Here is a 25,842-nt window from a genome sequence, read left to right as displayed (position 1 = left end):
CCCCGTGCGCAAGTTGACAGCCGTGCTCACCGTCGGAGCCCTCGCCCTGAGCGTAGGCGCCTGCGGCAAGAAGAACGGTTCCGCCTCCTCGGACAAGGAACTCGTCTACACCTCCTCCTGGGGGGCCGACGAACCGCAGGGCAGGATCATCAAGTCCCTGGCCGACGACTTCACCGCGGCGACCGGCATCGAGGTCGACCTGAAGTTCGTCGGCCGCAAGGGCACCGACACCCTCCCCACCGAGATGAACGCGGGCCAGGGACCGGACCTGTTCGACACCTCCACCGACAGTGTCGGCCCCTTCGTGGCCCAGAACCTCGCCGCCCCGCTCGACGACGTCCTGGCCATGAAGGTGCCGGGCGAGGGCAAGCCGGTGCGGGACGTGCTGCCGCGCTCCGTCCAGCAGGCGTCGAGCGCCGACGACCACGTGCGCTTCATCGCCCACACCGTGATCTCCACGGCGGTGTGGTACGACGCGTCGAAGCATCCGGGCCTCGCGCCCAGGACGTGGAAGGAGTTCATCGCCTACCTCGACGAGGCGAAGAAGGAGGGCCGCACACCGCTCGGCCAGGACGGCACCGTCAACTTCTACAACGCGTACTGGTTCTACTCGGCCCTGGTCCGCTCCGAGGGCGCCGGGAGCCTCGACGCCCTGGCGAAGGACCCGGCGGCCTGGGACCGGCCGGCGGTGCTGGAGGCGGCCCGGAAGGTGGAGCAGCTGGCCGACGGCGGCTACTTCCAGAAGGACTTCATGGCCACCAAGTACCCGGCCGCGCAGGACGCCTGGGCCCAGGGCAGGTACGACCTGAACCTCAACGGCACCTGGCTGGCCGCCGAGACCGGGGCGAAGCTGGCCGAGGGCACCGAGGTCGCCTCGTTCCAGCTGCCGGCCGGCGGCAAGGACTCCGTGGAGGTCGGCGCGCTCGGCTGGGGCGTCAACGCCAAGGGCCGCAACACCGGGGCGGCCAAGAAGTTCCTCGCCTTCGCGCTGCAGAAGAAGTACGGGGAGAAGATCTCCACGGTCGCGCACAACATCCCCGCGCGCCCGGACGTCCCCGCCCCCGACCACCTGGCGGGCGTCCAGAAGGACGTCGCCGCGGCGAAGCACACCCACCGGACCTACGACGACATGGCCGCGGACAAGAACTGGTGGAACAACGTCTTCCTGCCGCTGGACGACCAGTTGCTCTCCGGGAAGATCGACGCGGAGACCTTCGTGCGGGACGGCAAGAAGAAGGCCGCCGACTACCTCGCGGACAAGGGCTGATCCGGTGGGAACGGCAACGCTCACCCCGCCCGCGGCGGCGGCCCGGACCGCCGCGGGCAAGCAGCCGGGACGACGGGTGAGGCCGGCGCGCGAGCGGGCCTTCTGGCCCTTCCTGCTGCCCGCGCTGATCGCCTACTCCGCGCTCTTCGTCCTGCCGTCGCTGTTCGGCGTCTGGGTCAGCTTCAACAAGTGGGCGGGCCCCGGTTCCGCGATGACGTGGCACGGTCTGGGCAACTACCTGGAGCTGGCGCGCAGCGAGGCCTTCCGCACCTCCTTCGTCAACACCTTCGTGCTGGCCTTCGGGGGCGGGGTCCTCGTCTTCGGCTTCACCTTCCTGTCCATGATGGTGCTGCGGCAAGCCAGGGGCCGGGCGTTCATCCGGTCCGTGATCTTCCTGCCGATGATCATCTCGGTGATCGCGGTCGGGGTCGCGATCGGCTTCCTCCTCAACCCCGACGGCGCGGTCAACACGGTCCTGGGCTGGGTCGGCGTCGAGGCCCGGCCGTGGCTGGGCCCGGACATGGTGTTCAAGTGCATCGTGGCCGGTCTCGTCTGGTCGAGCACAGGCTTCTACGTGGCGCTGATGATGTCGGCCGCCGACTCCATACCGCCCCATCTGTACGAGGACGCCAAGCTGGTCGGCGCCACCAAGTGGGAGCAGTTCCGGCACATCACACTGCCGCTGACCTGGGACGTGTTCGCGGTGTCGGCCGTGCTGTGGGTGGTCAACAGCCTGAAGGTGTTCGAGATCGTGATCGCCTTCACCACGGCCGGCACCCCGGCCAGCCCGCCGATCCAGGCCCGCACGGTGGCGGTCCAGCAGTACGCCAGTGTGGCCGGCAACGGCGTGCCCGAACTGGGCTCGGGCGCCGCCATGGGCGTCGTGATCCTGATCGTCACGGCGGTCCTCATCGTACTGACCCGGCGTGTCACCCGCCGCGAACGTGTGGAGCTGTCATGAGGCGCCTGTTCGGCGACGTCCTGGTACCGCGCGCGACGACCGTCGCGCTCTGGGCCTGGGTCGCCTTCAACCTCGCGCTGGTCGCCTGGGTCGGCGTCCAGTCGCTCAAGGACCCCGGACAGGTCTGGCTCTCGCCGTTCGCGCTGCCGGACAGTCTCGAATGGGGCAACTACTCCGCCGCGTGGAAGGCGGCCGGATTCTCCGCCGCCGCGCTCAACAGCACCGTCCTGACGGTGGTCGGGGCCCTGCTGATCGTCGCGCTGTCGGCCCCGGCCGCGTACGTCCTGGCCCGCTCCGACCGACGCGCCGCGGGCCGGCTCACCGGGTACTTCGCGATGGGGCTGAGCATCCCGGTCCAGACGATCGTGATCCCCATCGTCGTGATCAAGCTGTCCGTCTCCACCTTCATGATCGACTGGGTGACCGGCTGGTGGGACAACCGCATCACGCTCCTGGTCTTCCAGGTGGTGCTGTCGCTCCCGTTCGCCGTGTTCGTCCTCACCGGCTACATGCGCTCGCTGCCGCACGAGATCGAGGAGGCCGCCGAACTGGACGGCGCGGGCCCGCTGCGCGCCTTCGTCCAGGTCGTGCTGCCGGTGGCCAGGCCGGGCGTGATGACCGTGCTGGTCCTCAACGTCATCGGGCTGTGGAACGAGACGCTGCTCGCCCTGTTGATCACCCCCACCCCCGAGGAGCGCACGCTGCCCGCGGCCCTCCTCAGCCTCTACGGCTCCATGCAGTACAGCTCCGACTGGGGCGCCCTGTTCGCCGGAATCGTGATCCTGGTCTATCCCATGATCGTGCTCTACCTCTGGCTGGGCCGCCGCATCGTCGAGGGCATGACTGCGGGAATCGGCAAGTGACGCAGATACAGAGACCGGCAATCCATCCGGAAGGACCGAGCCTTGCGTACTTCGCGTACACCACACGTCCCGGGTGCCCCGCGCACCCGGCGCAGGAGCCTCATAGGGGTGCTCCTGGCCGCTCTCGTGCTCCCGCTCCCCGCGGTGGCGGCGGGGCCCGCCCAGGCGGCCCCCGTACCGCACCGCGACCGGGCGGCGGGCACCACGTACTACGTGGACGCCGCGTCCGGCAACGACGACGCGTCGGGCCGGAACGAGGCGGCCGCCTGGAAGTCCCTGGCCAGGGCGAGCCAATTGACGCTGGGCCCCGGTGACCGGCTGCTGTTCAGGGCCGGTCAGCGGTGGAAAGGCCGGCTCGATGTCCGAGGGGCGGGCGCGGTGGGCAGCCCCGCGTTCGTCGGCTCGTACGGCAGCGGCGCGAAGCCGCTGATCGAGGGCGGCGGCACGACCGACGTCGCGGTCAAACTCGACAACGTGCACGACCTCACCCTCGACGGCCTGGAGGTGACCAACTGGAGCGACAGCACCACCCCCCGCTCCGGTGTGAACCTCTTCGCCAAGGACGCGGGCAAGCTGTCCAACATCACCCTGCGCAACCTGAACATCCACGACATCGACGGCCCCGGCGGCAGCACCGTCAGCTCGGCGGGACTGCTGATCTCCATCCGCGGCAACCGGACACCCACGTACTTCGACAACCTGGTGGTGGAGAAGAACGAGGTCGGCAAGGTCCGTTCGTACGGGATCATCAACTGGTCCACCTGGTCCCGGCGCAACGGCATGACCAGCCTGTACCCGGTGGAGACCGGCATCCCCGACAGCGAGGTCGTCACCTGGACGCCCAGCACGAACGTCAGGATCCGCGACAACTACGTCCACGACGTGACGGCCGGCGGCATCACCCCCATGCACACCAGGGGTGCCGTCGTCGAGGGCAACCGCGTCCACAGGGCCGCCACCGGCCGGCTCAACCTCAAGGGCGGCAACGTCGGCATCTGGTGGCAGGGCAACGACGACCTGCTCGTGCAGCGCAACGAGGTGTCGGGCACCGGCTTCAACGGGCCGGGCACCGACGGCCACGGCTTCGACGCGGACGCCGACAACAACCGCAGCGTCGTCCAGTACAACTACAGCCACGACAACGACGGCGGGTTCTTCATCACCGTCTCCTTCAAGGGTGCGCCGACCAAGGACACCGTGGTCAGGTACAACCTGAGCAAGGACGACGGCTACGAGGTCTTCAGCCTCTCCACCGAGACGTCGGGCACCTCGATCCACAACAACACGGTCTACGCGAGCGGCCGGGTCGTCACCGTGCACCCGCCGTACACCGGGGCCGGTGACTACCCGCTCGGCAAGATCGTGCACATCTACAACAACGCGAGCGGTATCGACATCCGCAACAACATCTTCTACAACCGGACCACGGCCGGCTACGACACCGCCAACAACACCGTCTACGATTCCAACCTCTACTGGGGCACCGACACGCCCGTCGCCCCCTCCGGCGACATCAACGCCATCAAGGCGGACCCGAAGCTGGTCTCCGTCGGCACCGACCCCGCGGGCTACAAGCTCCGGGCCGACTCCCCCGCACGGGGACGCGGCGCGGCGGTGGCGCAGGGGCTGGAGGACTACTTCGGCAACCCGGTCCCGGGCACCGCTCCCGACCGCGGCTTCCACCAGTTCACCGGGGCGCCCCACCTCCCGGTCGTCACCACCTCGTACGCCACGCTCGGCAACAGCCACCCCTACCGGATGGCCGACGGGAACACCTCGACCGCCTGGAGCAGCGTGGCCGAAGGCATCGCCTTCCCGGGCACCATCGACGTGGACTACCGGCAGCCCGTCAGCATCGGTTCCGTCACCCTGCACACCGCCTTCGCCACCGGCCAGGGCGTCAAGCAGGTCGACGTGCAGACGTGGAACGGCTCGTCGTGGGTGACGCAGGCGGCCGGGCAGCAGCTGTCCTGGTCCGGCAACACCTCCGCCGTCGAGCAGCGCACGATCACCCTGCCGCAGCGGGTGACGACCGAGCGTCTGCGCCTGACGGTCCGTGACGCCCACCTCCAGTGGGGCAACTTCGCGGTCTACGAGATCCGGGCCGCCTGATCCGCGGGGCGGTCCGCGCGGCTCCCCCGGGCCGTGCGGGCCGCCCGTGTCGTGCCGGCCGTTCCCGGCCGGGCGGACCGGTCCCGTCCCGCACCGGTGAACGAAAGGGGGACGGGGCCGGCCGGTCAGGCCTCGTGCTCGACGACGCCCGCGACCACGACGGTCAGGGCGATGGTGCCGGGGATGTCCTCGGGGCCGGCGCGCAGGATGTCGCGGGAGAGGACCACGAAGTCGGCGGCCTTGCCCACGGTGAGCGAACCGCGTTCGTCCTCCAGGAAGTTGGCGTACGCCGAGCCCATCGTGTAGCCGTGGACGGCGGCCTCCACGCTGATCGTCTCCTGCGGCATCCAGGGCTCGCCCCCGCCCAGCGGGCGCCGGGTGACGGCGGTGTGGATGCCGATCATCGGGTCCATCTCGGCCACGTTCCAGTCGCTGGAGAGGGCGAGGACGGCCCCGGCCGTGTGCAGGCTGCGCAGGGGCCATGCCTTGTGCCAGCGGTCGGCCCCGACGTTCTGCGCCCAGTCCTTGCCGGGGCCGGCGACCTCCGGGGCGCTGTGCCGGGGCTGCATGCACGCCATCACGCCCAGTTCGGCGAAGCGCGGGGTGTCCTCGGGGTCGAGGCATTCGACGTGGACGATCTGGTGGCGGGCGTCCCGGGCCCCGTTGACGGCGCGGGCGTGCTCGACGGCGTCGAGCACGGTGCGGATGCCGCGGTCGCCGGTCGCGTGGACGAAGCACTGGAAGCCGCGGGCGTCCAGCTTCGCCAGCAGGTCCGCGAACTCCTCGGGCGGGTAGAAGGTCTCGCCCCGGTGGTGGCGGCAGCCCGCGTAGGGTTCGAGGAGGGCCGCGGTGCGGGGCTCGACGACGTCGTCGATGTAGAGCTTGAGCGGTCCGACCCGGACGCGGTCGTCGTCGTGGCGGCGGGCGGCGGGCGGCGTCGGCAAAGTCGTCGAGGTCGTCCTGGGGAGGTAGCGGGTGCAGTCGGCGGGCATCGGGACGTACGGGAACGGGCCCGCCAGCATCACGACGAGGGCCAGGCTCCATCCGGACGCCCCGGGCTGCGCGGCGCCCCCGCCCGTGTCGGTGCCCGGCAGCAGGAACACCAGGAGCGCGGCGAACCCGACGGCAGGGACGTAGGCGATCCAGCGTTCGGCGAACTGGACGGTGGCGTGGCCCCACAGGGCGACGGCGAAGGTCAGCGCGAGCGTGACCAGCAGGGCGAGGGCCCGTCCGGTGCGGCCGGACTCCCAGCCCAGGTCGGCGAAGAACGCTTCGAGGGCGAGGGTGCCGACGACGGTGTTGAGGATGGTGTAGCCGATGCCGACCACCCAGTTGAGCATCCCGGCGGGCCAGTTTCCCCGTACGCCGAAGGGGGCCCGGGAGATCACCGGTGTCGCGGTGCCGGTACGGACTCCGCTCAGTCCCGCGGCGCTGATGGCGAAGAACGCCAGCCCGCCGATGACGACGACGCCGGTGGCCTGCCAGAAGGACAGGCCGAAGGCGACGGCCAGGGCCCCGTTGATGACGTAGGTGAAGGTGAGGTTGGAGCCGAACCAGAGCCAGAACAGGTCCTTCGCGCTGCCGTGGCGGTCCTCGTCGGGGATCGGGTCGATCCCGTGCGTCTCGACCTGGAAGACCTGGTCGGTGGCGTCCGGCGCGCCGGTCGCTCTCGCGGCCGTGTCCTGTTGCGTCATGTGCTCCGCCCCTCGTCCATGCGTGCTCCGGGGGAATCGGAACAGCACTTTGAATGGCGTTCTAATTTAGAACGGCATTCAAGATGTGGTTCCTGGAGCCCGTCAAGACCTCCGCCGAAATCGGCCGCTAAGGTCGTCACCTGATCGACCGGAGAGGAGACGTGGCGTGGCTGCGACGGCGCGACGGCGTGACGGGCACCTGGCCCGGGAACGCATGCTGGAGGAGGCGATGACGGCCATCGCCGAGGACGGTCTCGCCTCGCTCACCATGTCCGCGCTGGCCAAGCGCCTCGGCACCAGTGGCGGCCACATCCTCTACTACTTCGGCAGCAAGGACCGGCTGCTCCTGGAGGTGCTGCGCTGGAGCGAGGACGCGCTCGCCGGGGAACGCCGGGAACTGCTGTCCGGTCCGGCCGACCCGGAGCGCGCACTGGAACTCTTCCTGGCGCTGTATCTCCCCCGCGGGCCGCGCGACCCCCGCTGGACGCTGTGGGTCGAACTGTGGGCGCGCACGGCGTCGAACGAACCGCTGCGGCAGGCCCAGGCCGAGATCGACCGCGGCTGGCAGGATGACCTGGAGGCGCTTCTCGCCGAGGGGGCACGCCAGGGCTGCTTCGCCGCGGACCTCGACACGGCGGCGCGCGCCTCCGAACTCCTCGCCCTGCTCGACGGGTTGAGCACCCGGGTCGTCCTGGGCCAGCACGGCGCGGACCGCGGTAGCGCGCTGCGTACGGCCCTGTCGGCGACCGCGCGACTGCTGGAACGCGACTGACCGGTCCCCGGGGCCTCCCGTTCGGATCGCGCCGGGCCGATCCGGACGAAAGACCCCGGGCCACGAAGAAGCGCACCGGCACCGCCGCGCCACCACGCACGACGCCCCCACCTCCACCAGCCGAGTGCCATTCACACCCGTTTTGCTCTTTTATCACCCATACGGGTGGTGCATCCATGAGTGGGGCCCTATGGTCGTTTCAGGAACGACGGCTGAAAGAAGGGGGCCGCGACCGACGGCTGCTCCTGCCGGGCGGTCCCGGAGCACACGGGGCCCTCGGGCACGCGCGACGACGGCGTGGTTCCGAAGCGAGGCGGCCGAGGAGCCGACATGCAAAGACGCAAGCTCAGGACAGGTCTCATGCTGTGCGCCGCCACGGCCCTCGCGGCGGCCGCACCGGTACCGGCGTCCGCGGCGACCTCCCCCGCCGCGGCCTCCCGCCCGTCCGCACGCGTGGTGGCCGTCGACTGCACCTGGAACCCGCAGGTGCGCCCCGGCGAATTCCTGCTCGCCTGCGGGGACGGCAACAACCGGCTCATCGACATCCACTGGTACTCCTGGGGTCCGACGTCCGCCGTGGGCCGTGCGCTCGACGTGGTGAACGACTGTCAGCCCTATTGCGCCGCAGGCAAGTTCCACTCCTATCCGGTCGTCGTGCGACTGGACCATCCCAGGACCTGGCAGAAGCATCCGGAGCTGAAGCAGTTCACCCAGCTCGAACTCGTCTACACCGACGGCACTCCGGCCCGGACCGGCCGGGTCGTGACGCACCAGCTCTGGGACTGACCCCTCCCCCGACGCCTCCCGCTCCCGCGGTGGTTGCCCACCGCACCGGAACGCGCTCCGACGGCCCGTCCTTGGATAGGGTGCCGTTCGATATCGGTGTTCCACAGGGGAGACGTAAGTGATGAGTGGTCAGCAACCGGCCTCTGGAGGCACCCCCCAGGTCTTCCAGCCGCTCGCCGGAGACGACCCGACCACGATCGCCGGATACCGGTTGGCGGCCAGACTGGGCGCCGGCGGCATGGGCAAGGTGTATCTGTCGTACACGCCGGGCGGACGACCCGTCGCCATCAAAGTGATCCGTCCCGAATTCGGGGAGGACGCCGAGTTCCGCCGCCGGTTCGCCCAGGAGGTGCGGTCCGCGCAGCGCGTGCAGGGTCTGTTCACGGCGCCGGTCATCGACGCCGCCACCGATGCCGCGCAGCCGTGGCTGGCCACCGCGTACGTGCCGGGACCGTCGCTCGCCGACGCCGTCGTCGCGCACGGGGCGCTGCCCGTCGAGACGGTGGTGCTGCTGATCGCGGGCATGGCCGAGGCACTGCACGTCATCCACGGAGCGGGCATCGTGCACCGCGACCTCAAGCCGTCCAACGTGCTGCTCGCGGCCGACGGTCCCCGGGTCATCGACTTCGGCATCGCCCACGCCGCCGACGCGACCTCGCTCACCGGAAGCGGCGTCACCATCGGCACGCCCTCGTTCATGGCTCCGGAGCAGGCCGCGGGGAACCCGGTGACCCCGGCCACCGACGTCTTCGCGCTCGGCCAGGTCGCGGTGTACGCGGCGACGGGGTCCCCCGCCTTCGGCGAGGGCACCTCGCACGGCGTGCTCTACCGGATCGTCCACGAGCAGCCCGACCTCGGCCGTGTCCCGGAGCGGCTGAGGGAACTGGTCGGCCGCTGTCTCGACAAGGATCCCGCGGCCAGGCCGTCGATCGCCGAGGTCATCGAGCTGTGCCGGTCCGCGAACGCGGAGACGGTGCTGCGCCGCCCCGAGGACTGGCTGCCCGCCCCGGTCAGCGCCGACATCACCGTACGCACGGCCGCTCCCGCGCCGGTCCAGACCCCGCCGCCCCCGACCGCGGCACCGTACGTGGCCCACTCGCCCACCGCCCCCGTCGCTCCGCCGGCCCACCCGCCGACCGCGTCCGCCACGGCGGCGTCCGCCCACCTCCAGCCCACCGCACCCGCCGCCGCGCCGGTACCTCCCGCCGCGCCGCAGGGATACGGCCCGCCCGTGGCGCACCAGCAGCCCCACCCGCAGCACCCGTACACCACAGTTGTTCCGTCCCAGGTCAACGCCTACGCCCCGACCCAGATGGGTGCACCCGCGCAGACGTACCCCGGACACCCCGGGAACGGCATGCCTCCCGCACCGCAGCCCGCGAAGGGCGGCGGCAAGCGGGGGCTGGTCATCGCCGTCGCCGCGGTGCTGGTCCTGGCTGTCGTGGGCGGCGGCACCGCGTACACACTGCTCAAGGACAAGGACAAGGAGACACGGAGCGGCTCCGCCCCGAGCAAGTCGGTTGGCTCGGGCAAGGGGTCCGGCACGGACAGCGGCTCCGGCTCCGGTTCTGGTTCCGGGCAGGCCGCCGAGCAGCAGCCGAAGGTCGCGGACTACAACGGCATCAACCTCACGGCCGGCTACCACCTGACGCTCGGCGAGGAACCCGTCCGCCCCCAGAGGGGCGAGGACGGCGGGTACGAGCTCTCCTACGACACCGGCGGGTACCTCGACGCCGAGACCACGGGCGGGAGCCTGGTGCTGCTCGACCCGGGGCAGGAGGGGTCGCTCGAGACCTGTCGTGCGGAGACCCGGTTCACCGAGAGCGTCTATCTGGAGAAGATCTCGACGGGCCGGCAGCTCTGCGTCACGACGGGTACGGGACACCTCGGCCTCGTGACCATCAAGGGGCTCTCCGGCGAGGACTCGCCCAGCAAGTACATGACGCTGGACCTGAAGGTCTGGCGCAACGCCGCCGTCACCGGCTCGGGCGACTGAGCACGGCCCGCCCACCACGAGGCGTCCTCACGTCCGGGGCACGTCCCGGACGTGAGGAGCCCGCTCCCCCGTTCCGTCACCCGGCGGCCGCGGTCACCAGGTGACCTCGATCCGCCGGGGGCTGCGGGAGGTGGTGCCCCGGTTCCACTCGACCGCGTCGACGGGCCCGGCCAGGCGCAGCCGGGGGAAGCGGGCGGCCAGCCGGTGCAGGGCCAGCTGGAGTTCCATCCGGGCCAGCCAGGCCCCCAGGCAGTAGTGGGATCCGGCGCCGAACGACAGGGTGGGCGCCGCCAGCGGGGCGAAGAGGTCGTCGAACGGCCGGGGCGGGAACACGGCGGGATCGCGGTTGGCCATGCCGCAGTCGGCGAGCACCACCGAACCCGCCGGGATCGTCACACCGCCGACCCTCGTGTCGACGGCGGCGTACCGTGCGGTCCCCCGGTCGTCGCCGAGCGGCACCAGGTGCAGCAGCCGCTCCGCCAGCGCCTCGGCGCCCCGCTCGTCGGCACCGAGCCGGGACCAGACCTCCGGCCGTTCGCCGAGCAGATAGAGCAGCGAGTTGCCGAGCATCGTCATCGTGCTGTCGTGGCCGCCGACGACCAGCCCGCACACCAGGTCCACGAGCTGGCCCTCCGGGATGCCGCCCTCCTCGTCGGCGGCCAGGACCAGGACGCTGGTGAGGTCGTCACCCGGTTCCTTCCTGCGCTCGGCCAGCAGCGCCGCGCCGAAGGCGGCGAACTCGGCGAGCGCCTCCCGCATCTCCTCCTCGGGATGGGAACCGTCCGAGAAGGCGTACAGGGTCCAGTGTCGCAGCCGGTCCCGTGCCCCGGCGTCGAGGCCCATCAGCCTGCTGATCACCGCGACCGGCAGCGGCAGGGTGAAGCCGGACACCAGGTCCACCGGGTGCGCCCGGTCCGTGAGTTCGTCCAGGCACTCCTCCACGATCTCCGCGATCCAGGGCCGCCAGCGGGCCACGGCCCTCGGGGTGAACGCGCGCCGCAGGGTGCGGCGCAGGCGCAGATGGTCCTCGCCGTCCTGGTTGAACATCAGGTCGAGGCTGCCGACCAGACCGGTCTCGCCGGACAGGGACGGGGCGTCCGGCGAGTGCAGCGCCGCCCGTCCGAACCTGCTGTCGGTCAGTACCTTCCGTACGTCGGCGTACCGGCTCACCAGCCAGGCCGGGCCCCCGTCGGGCAGTTCGACGGGGCGGGGCGGGCCGGGCGGGTCGAACGCGAGGCGGTGCAGGGGGAGCGTGGGCGGGCCGGTGCGCGTGCGGGAGTCGACGGGGCAGGACACGAAACCTCCTGGCTTGCACGGGAACGACGGTCTGCGATGAGTGGACGGGAAGGGGTGTTCCGGGCCCGGGTCAGAGCTCGACGAGCACCTTGCCCCGGCTGGCCCCGGTGTCCTGGTAGAGGCTGCGGTAGGCGTCCGGGATGTTGTCGAAGCCGTGGTGGAGGGTGTGCCCGCAGCGCACATCGCCCCGTCGCACCAGGCCGCCGAGTTCGTCGTGGAGCGCCCGCCAGTTCTGTTCGGTGAACCATTCCAGCGAGAAGATCCCGCGTACGTGGGTGCGCGGGAACATGATGTGCGGGAGCAGTCGCGGCCCCGTGAAGTCCCGGCCCACCTGGGTGGCCCACTGCCAGCAGACGGCCACCTGGCTGCCGATGTTGAGCATGGAGAACACGGCGTCGGTGACGGTGCCGCCCAAGTTGTCGAAGTACTTGTCGACCCCGTCCGGCGCAGCCCACAGAAGTGCGTCGCACACCGCGTCGTAGCTGTCCCCGTGGCGGTAGACGACGACCGCGTCGAATCCCAGCTCCTCCAGGTAGTCCGCCTTCTCAGTCGTCGAGGTGGTGCCGACCACCCTGGCGCCGGCCAGTTTGGCCAGCTGGCCGACCAGCGAGCCGACGGAGCCGGAGGCACCGCTGACCACGACGGTGTCCCCCGGGCGGACCGACATGAACTTGGTGAGGGTGCCCCAGGCCGTCATCCCGGGACCGCCCATGACGCTCAGCGCGGTGGGCAGCGGCAGCGCGTCGTCGAACCAGTCGGGGTCCAGCCGGCGGTAGGCCGGGAAGACCATGGGGAACGTCCCGGTCTGCCAGGGCGTGGCGGCGCCGTTGCTGACGAGGTGGGTGCGCCAGCCGCCGAAGCCCTGCACCAGGTCACCGGGCCGGTGGGCGGCCAGTGGTCCCGCCTCCAGCACCTCCATGATCGAGTCGGCCCCCATGTGCGCCCCGAGCGGGGTGTCCAGCGCGATGCCCTGGAGGTAGGGGTCGACCGATACGTAGCGTGTCCTCAACAGCATTTCGTCGGGGGCGAGTTCGGTGTCGATCTCCTCCTCCACCTGCCCGTAGACCCGCCCGATGTCGGGGACGCCCTCGACGTGCTCGCGCACCACCCATTTCCTGGCCCTCATCCCGTTGCCTTCCTTTCCGCGAGGACCGGACGGCCCTCGGTGGCGGACCGTGTCTGCCGGGGGCCCACCGGAACGACCAGGTGGGTGGGGGGCGGCCCGCTCTCGTCGACGGACGCGGTGAACGTCCGGCCGTCGTCCCGGCAGATGAATTGCATGACGTGCCGGCCGGCCGCCGCCGCGCGGATCAGGCCGCCCGTGGTCGCCCATACGCCGGACTGGTAGAAGTTCCGCAGTCCCGGCAGGCCGGGGCCGTGTTTCTTGATGAGCTTCTCCAGCGTCTCCCCGCTCTCCACGAAGGGCTGCCAGCCGAGCACCGTGCCGTCGTAGTTGCCCGTGTAGCGGACCTGGGTGAGCGGGCTGGACACGTCGCGCACGGCGATCGCGTCCTTGATGCCGGGGTGCTGCCGTTCCAGGAGCGCGACGAGTGCCTCGCGGGCGCGGTGCTTGGCCGCGTAGTAGCCGCGGCCGTGACGCACCGGCAGGGTGTGCAGTTCCTGTCCGCCGCGGCTGCGGGTCACCTGTTCCGGGCCCTCGTCCAGGGCGCGCCAGGGGGCGATGTCGCAGAAGTAGGTGACGTAGGCGATGCTCGTTCCGCCCGGGGAGAGCTCCGGGTAGTGCCTGCTGCGGAACTGGACGTTGACGCTGGGGTGCCTGATGCCGGTCAGTTCGGCGGCTTCCGCCTCGTCGAGCAGATAGGTGGTGCAGGGGTCGGCGTCGGGGAAGTCGCGGCGCAGGCCGAGGAAGAGGGTGAAGTAGCCGGGGAACACCATGCCGGGCTGTTTGATGGTTCGGGTGTAGAGGTGGCGGTACGCCTCGTTGAGGTAGCGGCCCTTGAGCAGGTCCATCATCGTGGTGCGCCCGTCGCAGGCCGAGACGACGATGTCGGCGCGCAGTTCGCGCCCGTCGCTGAGCCGCACCCCCACGGCCCGGTCGTCCTCGACGAGCACCTCCTCGACCTTGGCGTTGTACGTCACCTCGCCGCCGAGTCCGAGGTAGCGCTGCTCGATCGACCGGGCCAGTCCGAGCGATCCGCCCTCGGGGACGCCCGCGGAGAGGTTGGCGTGCGAGGCGAGCTGGAAGTGGAACGGCAGTACGGGGAAGGCCGGGTGCTTCTCGTACAGGATGAAGTTGAACGCCTCGCGCAGCAGGGGGTCCTTGAACCTGGCCGAGTAGTCGGTCATCAGGGTGCTGATGGTCTTGCGCACGACGTTGAAGTACGGGATGAACGAGGCCAGCATGCGCCAGCGTTCCAGCGGCGGCATCAGTCCGACGGGTTTGAGGAACGGGTAGACGGCGAGGCACTTGCGGAAGGCGCGCAGCTGTTTGCAGAAGTCGCGGACGAGACCGGCGTCGGCGGGCGAGATCTCCGTGAGGTGGGCCTGGAGCCGGTCGGGGTCGGAGTAGAAGTACACGGACCGGCCGCACCGGCCGCGCACGACGTTGAACACGTCGAAGTGCCGCACCTCCTTGCCCTGCAGCGCGCCGAGCTCCAGCCAGATCTGGTGCATCTCGTTGCCGGGGCCGCTGCCCAGGAGCCAGCTGACGCAGGGGTCCAGGGTGAAGTCGCCGCGGTCCCAGGCCGTGCAGCAGCCGCCGGGCAGTTCGTGCATCTCCAGGACGTGGGTCCGGTAGCCGTTCATCCGGGCGTAGCAGCCGGTGGACAGGCCACCGAGCCCCGCGCCGATGATGATCATCGACTCGCGTTCGGATCGCGGCATGGATGTGTTCTCCTCGGTGGTCATGTGCGAATTTCCCCCGCGCGGCTCATGTGTGGATGTCCCCGCGCGCGGACCATTTGTCGAGCTGGGGCAGCCGGCCCAGCTTTCCGGGATGCCAGGGCCCGGTGCCGGGGCTCTCGGACGCCGTGAATCCGCGCCCCAGTTCGTCGCAGAGGTACTGGACGACGAAGCGGCCGGTGGAGGCGGCCCGGATCAGGCCGCCCATGCCGACCCACTGGCCCGCCATGGAGAATCCGCCCAGGCCGGGCAGGCGCATGCGGTCCTTGCCGACCAGCTTGGCCGCGATGTCGTCGGCGTCGGAGAACGCCTTCCAGGCCAGGATGGAGCCGTCGTGGTTGCCGGTGTAGCGCCGGGTCGTCGCCGGGGTGGCGATGTCGACCAGTTCGATGCGCTCGCCGGTGCCCGGCATCCGGCGTTCCAGGAATTCCCTCACGAATTCGGCGACTTGGCGTTTCTTGGCCCGGTAGTCCTTGCGGTCGGCGGCGCGCAGGTCCTTCCAGTACCCGAAGTCGCTGAAGTAGGTGCAGTGGACGACCGACCTCCCGGGCGGGGCGAATCCGTCCGAGTAGTCGGAGCGCAGCTGGACCACCACGCTGCCCTGCAGGGCGCCGGGCAGTCGCGCGGCGTCCTCGGGCGGGAGCAGGTAGGTGGTGCTGTGGGCGCGGTCGGGGCCCAGGTCGCCCTCGATGCCGACGAAGGCCGAGACCACGGCGGGGAACAGGGTGCCGGGGCGGTGCAGCAGTTCGTTGTACAGCTTGTCGATCCGCGGTCCGGTGTAGCGGCCCTGGAGCAGGCCGTGGATCGTGGTGTGGCCGTCGCAGGCCGAGACGACGTGGTCGGCGTAGTACCTCCTGCCGTTGCGCAGTTCGATCCCGACGGCGCGCCCGTCCTCGACCAGGATCCGTTCGACCCGTGCCCGGTAGGTGATCTCCCCGCCGAGCCCGGTGTAGCGATCCTCGATCGACCGGGCCAGGCCGAGTGAACCCCCTTGCGGGAAACCGGCGTTGTCGTGGTGGGCGCCGGCCATGTTGAACAGATACGGCAGGAGGGGGAAGCCCTCGGGGTCCTGGAAGAAGATGTTGCGGAACGCCCGGCGCAGCAACGGGTCCTGGAAGCGGTCGGCGAATTCGTGCATCGGGGTGGCCGCCGTGCGCCAGAACAGGCGGAAGGCGGGCAGGACGGTGCGCAGCATCGACGCCCGCTCGCGCACGGTGCGCAGTGCGGGAGCGGTCAGGAACGGGTACAGCTCGATGTCGAGGAACCGGCGCAGGTCGCGGCAGAACGAGCGGATCGGCCGGGCGTCGGCGGGCGAGAGTTCGAGCAGGTGCCGCTCCAGGCGGTCCGGGTCGTTGTAGAAGACCACTTCCCGCCCGGTCTCGTCGACGACCCGGTTGAACATCTCGAAGTTGGTGATGCTCTTGCCGTCGAGCGCCCCCAGCTCACGCCACACCTGGTTGGCCTCGTTGCCGGCGGCGGTGCCGATCAGCCATTCGATGCAGTAGTCGAAGATGTATCCGTCGCGCGACCAGGCCGTGCAGCAGCCGCCGGGCAGTACGTGTTTCTCGAAGATGCGGGACCGCATCCCGTTCATCTGCGCGTAGCACCCGGTGGACATCCCGGCGACGCCCGCGCCGATCACGATGACGCGGGGGCTGCCGTCCTTTCCCCCTTCCCGGGTGCTCCACGGGTCGGCCGTCTCAGCGGACATCGCTCGCGCCCTCCCGGATGATGCCGCGCACCAGCTCGGCGTTGCGGGTCACGTGCTTGGGGTCGAGCATGTCGGCGTGGATGCCCGAGCCGCGCAGCACGGCGGTGGCCGTGGTCGAGCTGCCGTGCCAGGTGCCGCGTGCGCCGGCGGCGTAGAGTTCCGTCTTCTCCTCGTCCGTGACGACGCTGACGGTCGCGGCCACCTCGCCGAGGTTCGGGGTGCGGCCGCAGAAGGCCAGGTATTCCGCGGCGTGGTCGAGGGTCTCGCGGGCGACCGCATCCGAACCGGTGTGCTTGCGCAGGTGTTCGGCGAGTTCGGCCTCGAAGGTCTCGATGTGTTCGTGACCGGGTTCGTAGGGTTCGATGATGCGGTACGAGTCCAGCACGATCACGTGGGCGACCTCGCGGCCGCGGCCCTCCAGTTCCTTGGCCACCTCGAAGGCGAGGTTCCCGCCGAGCGAGTAGCCGAGCAGCAGGCACTTGCCCTCGGGCCGGTGGGACTCGACGAGGTCGGCGTAGCGGACCACCTTGTCCGCACCGGGGACGTAGTTGAAGGCGATGAGCCGGTACTCGGGGAGCCGGTGGGCGAACTCCCGGTAGACGAGGCCGTGGCCGCCCGCGGGCGGGAAGCAGAACACGGTGGGTTCCCGGTCGCTGTTGAAGCTCAGGCAGGGCAGGTCGTCGAAGTCCCCTCCGGTGGCGAGGCGTTCCACGGTCGCGGCCATGCCGTGCAGGGTGGTGACCCGGTACAGCAGGCTGACGGGGATGCCGACGCCGAATTCCTTGCGCAGCCGGTGGATGAGCTCGATCAGTTTGATCGAGCTGCCCCCGACTTCGAAGAACTCGTGTGCCAGACCGGCCCGTTCCAGTCCGAGCAGTTCCCTCCAGTGCCGGGCCATGCTCACTTCGAACGGTGTGCTGAGCATCTCCTCGGGTTCGTCGTCGGCGTCGGGCCTGGGCTCGGGCAGGGCGGCGAGGTCGACCTTTCCGTTGGCGGTCAGCGGCAGCCGCGGCAGGGCGGTGAAGTGTGCGGGAACCATGTAGGCGGGCAGCAGGTCGGCGAGGTGCCGGCGCAGCGCGCGCCGGTCCAGTTCCGTGCCGGGTGCCGGTACGCAGTAGGCGCAGAGCATTCCCTCGCCCCGGGCGTCGGGGCGGACCGTGACGACCGCGCCGGCCAGTGCGGGCCATTGGGCGAGGTGTGCCTCGATCTCTCCGATCTCGATCCGGTGGCCGCGGAGCTTCACCTGGCCGTCGATGCGTCCGAGCAGGTGGATCCGGCCCTCGGCGTCCCAGCGGGCCGCGTCGCCGCTGCGGTAGAGGCGTTCGGGGCCTGCGCCGGGTTCCCGGCTCAGGGTGCGGGTGACGAAGCGGCGGGCGGTCAGTTCCGGGTCGCCGGCGTAGCCGAGGGCGACGCCGTCGCCGCCGATCCACAGTTCGCCCGGCACCCCGGGCGGTACGGGTTCGCCGTGGCGGTCGAGCACGTGCAGCGTGCTGTTGCCCAGGGGCCGTCCGACGGGCACGGTCCGTCCGGGTTCCAGGTCGTCGAGGGGGCCTTCGAAGAAGGCGCTGTCGATGGTGGCCTCGGTGACCCCGTAGGAGTTGAGCAGCCGGGTGTCCGGTCCGCACAGTCCGCGCAGCCGCCGGTACTCCCCCGCCTTCCACACGTCGGAGCCGACGATCAGCAGGCGCATGAAGTCCAGCCGTCGTCCCTCGCGTTCGCAGTGGTCCATGAGGCCGCGTACGACGGCGGGCACGAATTCGGCGCAGTCGACGTGTTCCTCGCGCATGGTGGTGTACAGGCGCTCGGTGTCGAAGAGCAGGTCGCGGTCGACCAGGACCAGGTTGCCGCCCGAGCACAGCGCGCGCACCACGTCGCCGGTGAAGACGTCGAAGGACGGGGCGGCCATCTGGAGGTGCACCCGCACGTCGTGGTCCAGCCGGTACTCCTGGTGCCAGGCCCAGTAGGCCGAGGCGAGGCTCCGGTGGCTCACCTGCACGGCCTTGGGGAGGCCGGTCGAGCCGGAGGTGTTGATGACATACGCGGGCGTGTCGAGGCACGCCTCGTCGTCGGCGGGCCCCGTGGTTCTCGGCCCGTCCTCCCCGAGGGGCGTCTCGTGCAGTTCCCGCAGTGTCAGGGTCCGGGCCGGGAGTCCCGCCATCCGGTCCCGGCAGGTGTCGTCCTCGACGACGACGAGGGTGACGGCCGCGCTGCGTACCGTGTGGGCGACGCGGTCGGCCGGGTGGTCGGGCGGGACCGGGAGGTACGCGGCACCGGTCTTGAGCACCGCGAGCAGGGCGACGACGAGCTCCGGCGACTTCTCCAGGCAGAGCGCCACCACGGAGCCGCTGCCCGCGCCGAGTCCTCGCAGCCGGCGGGCCAGCTCCCCGGACCTGCGGTCCAGTTCCGCGTACCTCATCCGGTGGGGCGTGCCGTGGCGGGTCGGAACGGTGAGGGCTACGGCGTCCGGGCGGCGGGCGGCGACCTCGCCGAACAGCCGGTGCACCGGGCGCGGGCGGTCCGTCCCCGGCTGTCGTGCCGCGGCGTTCCGGGCGCCGCTCCATTCGCCGACCAGCAGCTCGCGTTCCTGGGCCCCGGTCATCTCCAGCCGGCTGGTGGGACGGTCGGCCGGTGCCTTGGTCATGCTGTCGAGCAGGGTGGTGTAGTGCGCCGCCATCCGCTGCATGGTCTCGGGCAGGAACAGGTCGGTGTTGTACTTCAGCACGCAGTGGAAGCGGTGTTCCGCCTCGTCCTCGTAGACGGAGAGCGTGACGTCGAACTGCCCTTCCTCCTCGGGGAGTTCGATGTACTGGAGCCGGTAGCCGTACTTCTCGGTGGCGACCTTGTGGGTGAGCAGGATGAACATCGCCTGGAAGACCGCGGAGCGGCTCGGGTCGTGCTGGAGCCCGAGCTCGTCCACCAGCAGGACGAACGGGTACTCCTGGTTGTCCAGCCCGCCCAGCACGGTGGTCCGCACCTGTTGCAGCAACTGGGCGGTCGTCGGGTCGCCGGACAGGTCCGCGTGCAGCGGGAGCGGGTTGACGAAGTAGCCGTAGACCGAGGCGAAGTCCTGCTCGGTCCGGCCGGTCACCGGGCTGCCCACGATGACCTGGTCCTGGCCCGAGTAGCGCTGCAGCAGCAGGTAGTAGGCGCTCAGCAGCACCATGAACGGGGTCACGTCGTGCTCGCGGGCCAGCTCGTGCACCCGGGCGCTGAGACCGGTGTCCAGGACGAAGAACTCCGACGCCCCGTTGTGCGTCTGCACGGCGGGCCGGGGTTTGTCGACGGGCAGTTCCAGGGTCGGCACCTGGGCCGGCAGGTGGGAGCGCCAGTAGTCGAGCATGCGCGGTGCCGCGGGTCCGGCCAGGAAGCGGTTCTGGGCGTTCAGGAAGTCGAGGTAGCGCGCGGTGACGGGCGGCAGCGAGGGTGCCTGCCCCTGGCGCAGTCCTTCGTACACCGCGAGGAGTTCCTCGATGAAGGTGAACGTCGAGATCGCGTCGGAGACGATGTGGTGGACCGCTTTCATGATCACCCAGCGGTCACGGCCGCGCTTGAAGAGGCGGAAGCGGAACAGCCGGTCGTGCTCGAGGTCGTAGGGCCTGCGGTACTCGGCCACGATCGTGCTGTGGATGTCCTCCCACTCCTGGTCCTGCACGTCGAACAGCGCGACGTCGGGTTCGGTGTCCGGCGAGACCTGTTGCAGCGGGACGCCGTCCACCGTGAGGAAGTTGGTCCGCAGCGCGGGGTGACGGGCGACCATGCAGCGGACGGCCTCGAACATCAGGTCCGGGTCGAGCTCGACCCGGACCTCGACGGCGCCGCCGATGTTGTACGCGTAGCCGTCGGGGTTGAGCTGCCGGAGGAACCACAGGGCCTTCTGGTTCTGCGTCAGCGGGTGGCGCAGTTCGTCCTCGAACACCTCCACCTCGCCCGCGCCGTCCCCGCCCGCCTCGTGGGCCACCGCCTCGGCGAGGCCGTCGTGGAGCTGCTGGATCAGCTCGCCGACCGGGGTGCCGCTGAGCAGTGCCACCACGGGCGGGGCGACGCCGAGTTCGGAGCCGAGCCGGGCGCGCAGTTCCATCGCCAGGAGGGAGTCGAGCCCCAGCGCGTTGAGCCCTGCCTGCGGGTCGATCCGTTCCGGGCCGGTCCGCAGCACCAAGGCGGTCAGGGCGGTGAACCGCCCGGCCACCAGGGCCAGGCGTTCCGCCGCGTCCGCCGCGCGGAAGAGGTCGAGGATGCCCTCGCCCGTCCCGTCGGCCTTCCCGGCCGGGGCCGTCCGCGCCAGCTCGGCCACCAGCGCGGGCGGTGTCGCGTACCAGGCCAGGAACACCGGCCAGTCCACGACCGTCGCGACGAGCAGCTGGGGCCGGTCCTGGCCGATGACGCGTTCCAGGACCGCCATGCCGACGTCGGGGGCGAGCGAGCTCATCCCCCGGCTGTGGAGGTAGTGCCCGACCAGTCCCAGTTCCTCGATCATGCCGGTGGCCCACGGCCCCCAGTCCAGGCTCAGGCCCGGCAGGCCGAGCGCCCGGCGGTGCTGGGCAAGCGCGTCCAGGAACGCGTTCCCCGCGGCGTAGTTGGTCTGGCCCGCCGTGGTCAGCAGCGAGGCGATCGAGGCGAACAGGACGAAGTGGTCCAGCGGTTCGTCGCGCAGATGGCGGTGCAGCAGGTAGGCGCCGACGGCCTTGGGGTCGTGGGCGTCGGCGAAGGTCTGCCGGTCCATGTCCGGGACGAGGGTGTCGCGGACCTGGCCCGCCAGGTGGAACACCCCGCGGACCGGCAGCGGGTCGGTGCTGCGGTGGGTCTCCAGCCAGGAGGTGAACGCGGCCTCGTCGGTGATGTCGAGCGGTGCCAGGACGACCCGCGCCCCGAGCGCCTCCAGTTCCCTGACGAAGGCGGCGGCACGGCCCGGGGCGCCGGCGGGGTCCAGCTCGCGCCAGGCGGAGCGCTCCGGCAGCGCGGTGCGTCCGATCAGGATCAGGCTGCGCGCCCCGCGTCGCACGAGCGTCCGGCAGAGCAGCCGGCCGAGCGCTCCGAAGGCTCCGGTGACGAGGTAGTTGGCATCGGTGCGCAACCTCAGCGGGAGGGGGTGGGTGAGCCCCTCGGCCTGCCGGATCCTGCTGGTGAGGCGGTTCGCGCCGCGCAGCGCGATCTCCTCCTCGTCGTCGTTCAGCAGTTCCCGCAGCAGGGCCCGGGCCTCGGCGCGGTGTCCGTCCTCGCCCCGTGTGCCGGGGTCCAGGTCGATCAGCTTGCCGGGGTGGGAGGTCAGTTCCTGGTGCCTGAGCACCCGGCCGACGCCCCAGGCGGGCGCTCCCAGGGGTTCGACCTTCTCGCCGGGTTCCACGGGCTGCGCGCCGCGGGTCACGATGTGCAGCCGGCCCGTCGCACCGCGGCGGAGCAGTGTGCGGGCGAGGGCGATCAGTGAGTACGCCCCGGTCCCGCTGTGCCGTACGAGGTCCTGCGGGGTGGCGTCGTCGAGGTGCGGCAGGTCGAGGTTCCACAGGTGGACGACGGTGCCCGCGGATGTCGTGCCCTGCTCTCCGTCGGCCAGGTCGGTGAGGAGCCGCTCCAGGTCGGCGGCGGAGTCCGGGGCGACGGTGAACTCCCGTCCGTCGTCGCTCCTCCGGTACGTGTCTCCCGGACGGACCAGGCGGCAGCGTCCGCCGCGCTCGGTGAGCAGGGCGCTCAGGGCGTCGCCGACGCCCCGGCCGTCGGCGAACACGAGCCAGTCGCCGTCGGCGGACACCTCTTCGGCACCGGCCTCGGCCGGGGCGGCGTTCCCGTCCGACGCGAAGGGCCTGTCGGTCCAGACGGTTTCGGCGAGCCAGGAGTCGATCGTGCCGAGGCCGACCGCGGTGGACGCCTTCTCCACGTCGGCGGCGCGGAAGCCGTGGATGGTGCCGAGGGTTTCGCCGTCGTCCGTGTGGACGGTCATGTCACCGACGAGTTCGTCCGCGTCCTCGCGGGTCACCGTCGCGTGCACCCAGATCGGCCGGTCCCCCACCGGGGCCAGGCACATCTCGTCGATCGACAGTGGCAGGCGGATGCCGGAGGGCGGCCCGTCCGGTGTCCCCCCGGCCCCGTCGTCGGCGAGCCGTGTCGCCAGCAGTGACTGGAAGCAGGCGTCGAGCAGCACGGGGTGGATGTGGTGTCCGGCCGCGTCGTCGCCGATCGCCGCCGGCGGACGGAGCCTGGCGAGCACTTCGCCGGAGCCGATCCACACCTCCTCGATGGCCCGGAACGCGGCACCGTAGTGGTAGCCCAGGGCGGCCAGTGCCGTGTAGCAGTCCTCCCCGGTCAGCCTGCGCCGGGCGCGTGCCCGCAGGGCCCCGGTGTCGGTCGGGGGTCCGGCGGGGCGCGGTTGTCCGGAGCGTACGACGCCGCCGGCGTGCACCGCCCGGTCGTTCTCGTCCTGCCCGGCCGACGCGATCGTGAACGCCGCGTTCTGCGACGAGAGGGTCAGGCGCACGTCCCGGTCCTCGCCCTCGGGCAGGAACAGGGCCTTGCGGAACTCGATGTCCGTCAGCACGGCATGGGTGCCGCCGGTCAGGGAGCGGACGGCCTGGATGGCCATTTCCAGGTACCCGGCCGCCGGGAAGACCACCGTGGACTGGATGCGGTGGTCGTCGAGGTAGGGCAGTCGCTCGGTGTCCAGGGTCGCGTGCCAGGTGGGTTCGGTGTCCGTCGTGCGGCGGCCCAGCAGGGGGTGGTCCACCTGGCCGAGGCGTACCTGGGCGACCGGTGCGGGCTCCGTCCAGTAGCGGTCGCGCCGCCACGGGTACCGGGGCAGGGTCACCGGCCTGCCCGCCGGGTGGAGGGCGTCCCAGGCGATGGGGACGCCGAGGTTGTGGAGTTCGGCCAGCGAGGTGGCGAACCGTTCCGGTTCGTTCTCCTGGCGGCGGATCGACGGCAGGGTCCGGACGGTCGTCCCCCGGTTCTCCAGGCACTCGCGGATGGAGTGGGCGAGCACCGGGTGGGGGCCGATCTCCAGGAACAGGCCGTACCCGTCGTCGGCGAGCCGGTCGACGGCGGCGCGGAAGCGGACCCGGTCGCGGACGTTCTTCCACCAGTAGTCCGCGTCCAGTTCGGTGCCGTGCGCCGTGCCCTCCTGTCCGGTCAGGTAGACCGGTACCGTCGCCGCCCGGGGGGTGATGCCGTCCAGCGAGGCCAGCAGCTCGTCCTTGATCGATTCCATGCCCGCGCTGTGGTAGGGCACCTGCACCGTCAGGAACTTGGCGAAAACCTGCTCCGCTTCCAGTTCCCGGGCCAGTTCGGCCAGTGCGTCCCGGTCACCGGCCAGGGTGACCGCCGACGGGCTGTTGACCGCCGCCACGGACACCCGGTCCCCGTACGAGGCCACCCGGCGCTGGGCCTCCGCCTCGGGCAGGCTCACGGCGAGCATGGTGCCCGTTCCCGTCAGTTTCTGCTGGAGCCGGCTGCGGTGCAGCACGATCCTGACCGCGTCCTCCAGGGTGTAGACCCCCGCCTCGTAGAAGGCGGCGGCCTCACCGGTGCTGTGGCCGACCACGGCGTCGGGCCGCACTCCGTAGTGGCGCCACATGGCCGCCAGTCCCACCTGTACGGCGAAGTTGGCGGGCTGTGCGAGCCAGGTCTCGCCCATGCGCGACCCGGACTCGTCGGCGTTCATCTCCTCGATCAGGGACCAGCCCGCGATCGAGCGGATGATCCGGTCGCAGCGGGCGACCGTGTCCCGGAACACCTCGTCGCCCTCGAACAGCTGGCGTCCCATCCCCCACCACTGCGGTCCCATTCCGGTGAAGACCCAGACCAGGCCGCGTTGTTCGGCGTCGAGCCGTCTGCCGTGGGTGATGCCGGGGCGCGGTTCCCCGTCGAGGAACGCGGCGAGCCCCTCGTCCAGTTCGGCCCGCGAGGAGTACACGACGGAGAGCCGCGAGTCCAGGTGCTGGCGGCGCCGGGCCAGGGTGTGGCCGAGGTCGGGCAGCGACACCTCGGTGCCGTTCTCCCCCGCCAGCTCGCGGCGGATCCCGGCCGCCACCTCCGGCAGCGCCTCCGGGGTGTGGGCGGTCAGCGGAAGGATGTTCCAGGCCCGTTCGTCGGGTTCGCCCGGCCGTGCGTCCCGTACGGGTGCCTCCTCCAGCACGACGTGCGCGTTGGTGCCGCCGAAGCCGAACGAGTTCACCCCGGCCCGTGCGGGGCCCTCGTGCTCGGGCCACCGGGTCGCCTCGACCGGGATGCGGTACGGGGACGTGGCCTGGTCGATGGCGGGGTTGACCCGGTCCAGGTTGATGTGGGGCGGGATGAGGCGGTGCTTGAGGCAGAGCACGGTCTTGATCAGCCCGGCGATGCCCGCCGCCGATTCGGTGTGCCCGATGTTCGCCTTGACGGAGCCCACGTAGCAGGCGGCGTCCGGCCTGCGGCCCTCGGCCAGTGCCCGGCTCAGGGCGTTCGCCTCGATGGGGTCGCCGACGGGGGTGGAGGTGCCGTGCGCCTCCACGTACTGGAGGTCCCCGGGCGTGATGCCGGCCTCGCCGCAGACGCGCCGGATGAGGGAGACCTGGGCGTCCGCGTTGGGCACGGTGATGCCGTTGGTACGGCCGTCCTGGTTGACCCCCGCGCCGAGGATCACCGCATGGATCGGGTCGCCGTCGCGCAGGGCGTCGTCCAGGCGCTTGAGGGCGACGATCCCGACGCCCTCGGCCCGTACGTAACCGTTGGCCGCGGCGTCGAACGCGCGCGAGCGGCCGTCGGGTGACAGGAATCCGCCCTTCGTCTCGGCGATGGTGTATTGCGGTGCCATGTGCAGCAGCACCCCGCCGGCCAGTGCGAGGTCGGTCTCCCGCTTGTTGAGGCTCTGGCAGGCGAGGTGCACCGCCACCAGGGAGGAACTGCACGCGGTGTCGATCGACAGGCTGGGGCCGCGGAAGTCGAAGCAGTACGAGAGACGGTTCGAGACCATCGTCATCATGGTGCCGGTGGCGGTGTGCGAGGCCAGCGAGGAGAAACCCAGGTCGGAGAACTGGAGGATCTTGTAGTCCAGGGTGAACGCCCCGACGAACACGGCGGTGTTGCTGCCGGCGAGCTCCGCCGGGCGTTGGCCGCCGTCCTCCAATGCCTCCCAGGCGACCTCCAGCAGTTTGCGCTGCTGGGGGTCCATGTGGTCCGCCTCGCGCGGGCTGATGCCGAAGAAGGCGGGGTCGAACTCGTCGAAACCGTCGATGTATCCGCCCCGGCCGCCGATCAGCCGTCCGGGTTTCTCCTTGTGCCGGCTGCCGAGTGTGCCGACGTCGTAACGATTCGACGGTGTCGGTGTGATGCAGTCCTTGCCCTCCATGAGATTCTGCCAGTACGTGCGGGGGTCCGACGCACCGCCGGGCAGGCGGCAACCCATGCCGATGATCGCCACTTTGTCGCTCACAGAGGCACTGTTCACGTCGGGCAAGGTCGTACTCCTCAAGTCATGGCGCCGCGGCACGGCACGGATAAGAGAGAGAAGAGGGGATACGGGAAACGGTGTGGATTTCCGGGCGCTGCCGATGCCCGGCC

Annotated in this window: 13 protein-coding genes; 7 read left to right on the top strand and 6 right to left on the bottom strand. The window is 70.9% G+C overall.

Annotated features, from left to right (window positions below; translation table 11 throughout):
- Positions 1 to 4 precede the first annotated feature (4 nt).
- The 4 genes from ABZZ04_RS31915 to ABZZ04_RS31900 are packed head-to-tail and all read left to right on the top strand — an operon-like array spanning position 5 to position 5,203.
- Positions 5 to 1,267 (top strand): extracellular solute-binding protein, encoded by a 1,263-nt coding sequence (locus ABZZ04_RS31915; RefSeq protein ID WP_356935714.1) that lies wholly within the window; start codon positions 5 to 7, stop codon positions 1,265 to 1,267.
- Positions 1,268 to 1,271: 4 nt separating this feature from the next.
- A complete protein-coding gene (locus ABZZ04_RS31910) occupies positions 1,272 to 2,228 on the top strand; it encodes a sugar ABC transporter permease (RefSeq protein WP_356935713.1) in 957 nt (318 codons plus the stop codon).
- A complete protein-coding gene (locus ABZZ04_RS31905; protein ID WP_356935712.1) occupies positions 2,225 to 3,091 on the top strand; it encodes a carbohydrate ABC transporter permease in 867 nt (288 codons plus the stop codon). Before ABZZ04_RS31910 ends, ABZZ04_RS31905 begins: the two co-directional genes overlap by 4 nt.
- A gap of 42 nt (positions 3,092 to 3,133) precedes the next feature.
- On the top strand, positions 3,134 to 5,203 hold the full coding sequence (locus tag ABZZ04_RS31900) for a right-handed parallel beta-helix repeat-containing protein (protein ID WP_356935711.1): 2,070 nt from the start codon (positions 3,134 to 3,136) through the stop codon (positions 5,201 to 5,203).
- A 125-nt stretch (positions 5,204 to 5,328) separates the two neighbouring features.
- Here ABZZ04_RS31900 and ABZZ04_RS31895 read toward each other — a convergent pair whose 3' ends face one another.
- Positions 5,329 to 6,897 carry an amidohydrolase family protein gene (locus tag ABZZ04_RS31895; protein WP_356935710.1) on the bottom strand — a complete coding sequence of 523 codons (1,569 nt, stop codon included), beginning with the start codon at positions 6,895 to 6,897 and terminating at the stop codon, positions 5,329 to 5,331.
- 166 nt (positions 6,898 to 7,063) lie between these two features.
- On the opposite strand from ABZZ04_RS31895, the gene ABZZ04_RS31890 reads away from it, so the two are divergent.
- The 3 genes from ABZZ04_RS31890 (at position 7,064) to ABZZ04_RS31880 (ending at position 10,451) form a co-directional block, all read left to right on the top strand.
- Positions 7,064 to 7,669: a TetR/AcrR family transcriptional regulator gene (locus tag ABZZ04_RS31890; protein WP_356935709.1), complete on the top strand. Its 606-nt coding sequence runs from the start codon at positions 7,064 to 7,066 to the stop codon at positions 7,667 to 7,669.
- A gap of 330 nt (positions 7,670 to 7,999) precedes the next feature.
- A complete protein-coding gene (locus ABZZ04_RS31885) occupies positions 8,000 to 8,455 on the top strand; it encodes a hypothetical protein (protein ID WP_356935708.1) in 456 nt (151 codons plus the stop codon).
- A gap of 121 nt (positions 8,456 to 8,576) precedes the next feature.
- Positions 8,577 to 10,451, top strand: a complete 1,875-nt coding sequence (locus tag ABZZ04_RS31880) for a serine/threonine-protein kinase (RefSeq protein WP_356935707.1) — start codon at positions 8,577 to 8,579, stop codon at positions 10,449 to 10,451.
- Between the two features lie 93 nt (positions 10,452 to 10,544).
- Here ABZZ04_RS31880 and ABZZ04_RS31875 read toward each other — a convergent pair whose 3' ends face one another.
- From ABZZ04_RS31875 to ABZZ04_RS31855, 5 genes are all read right to left on the bottom strand, one after another.
- The gene (locus tag ABZZ04_RS31875; protein ID WP_356935706.1) at positions 10,545 to 11,747 is read right to left on the bottom strand and encodes a cytochrome P450; all 1,203 of its coding nucleotides are present in this window, start codon (positions 11,745 to 11,747) and stop codon (positions 10,545 to 10,547) included.
- Positions 11,748 to 11,817: 70 nt separating this feature from the next.
- Positions 11,818 to 12,873 carry an NADP-dependent oxidoreductase gene (locus tag ABZZ04_RS31870; RefSeq protein WP_356935705.1) on the bottom strand — a complete coding sequence of 352 codons (1,056 nt, stop codon included), beginning with the start codon at positions 12,871 to 12,873 and terminating at the stop codon, positions 11,818 to 11,820.
- Positions 12,870 to 14,615 carry an NAD(P)/FAD-dependent oxidoreductase gene (locus tag ABZZ04_RS31865; protein WP_356935704.1) on the bottom strand — a complete coding sequence of 582 codons (1,746 nt, stop codon included), beginning with the start codon at positions 14,613 to 14,615 and terminating at the stop codon, positions 12,870 to 12,872. Before ABZZ04_RS31865 ends, ABZZ04_RS31870 begins: the two co-directional genes overlap by 4 nt.
- Positions 14,616 to 14,637: 22 nt before the next feature.
- A complete protein-coding gene (locus ABZZ04_RS31860; RefSeq protein WP_356935703.1) occupies positions 14,638 to 16,320 on the bottom strand; it encodes an NAD(P)/FAD-dependent oxidoreductase in 1,683 nt (560 codons plus the stop codon).
- Positions 16,310 to 25,738 carry an amino acid adenylation domain-containing protein gene (locus tag ABZZ04_RS31855; protein WP_356935702.1) on the bottom strand — a complete coding sequence of 3,143 codons (9,429 nt, stop codon included), beginning with the start codon at positions 25,736 to 25,738 and terminating at the stop codon, positions 16,310 to 16,312. Before ABZZ04_RS31855 ends, ABZZ04_RS31860 begins: the two co-directional genes overlap by 11 nt.
- Between the last annotated feature and the right edge of the window lie 104 nt (positions 25,739 to 25,842).

This window comes from Streptomyces sp. NPDC006435, assembly GCF_040612315.1.
In the GTDB taxonomy this organism is placed as follows: domain Bacteria; phylum Actinomycetota; class Actinomycetes; order Streptomycetales; family Streptomycetaceae; genus Streptomyces.
This window is presented reverse-complemented; position numbering and strand designations above follow the sequence as displayed.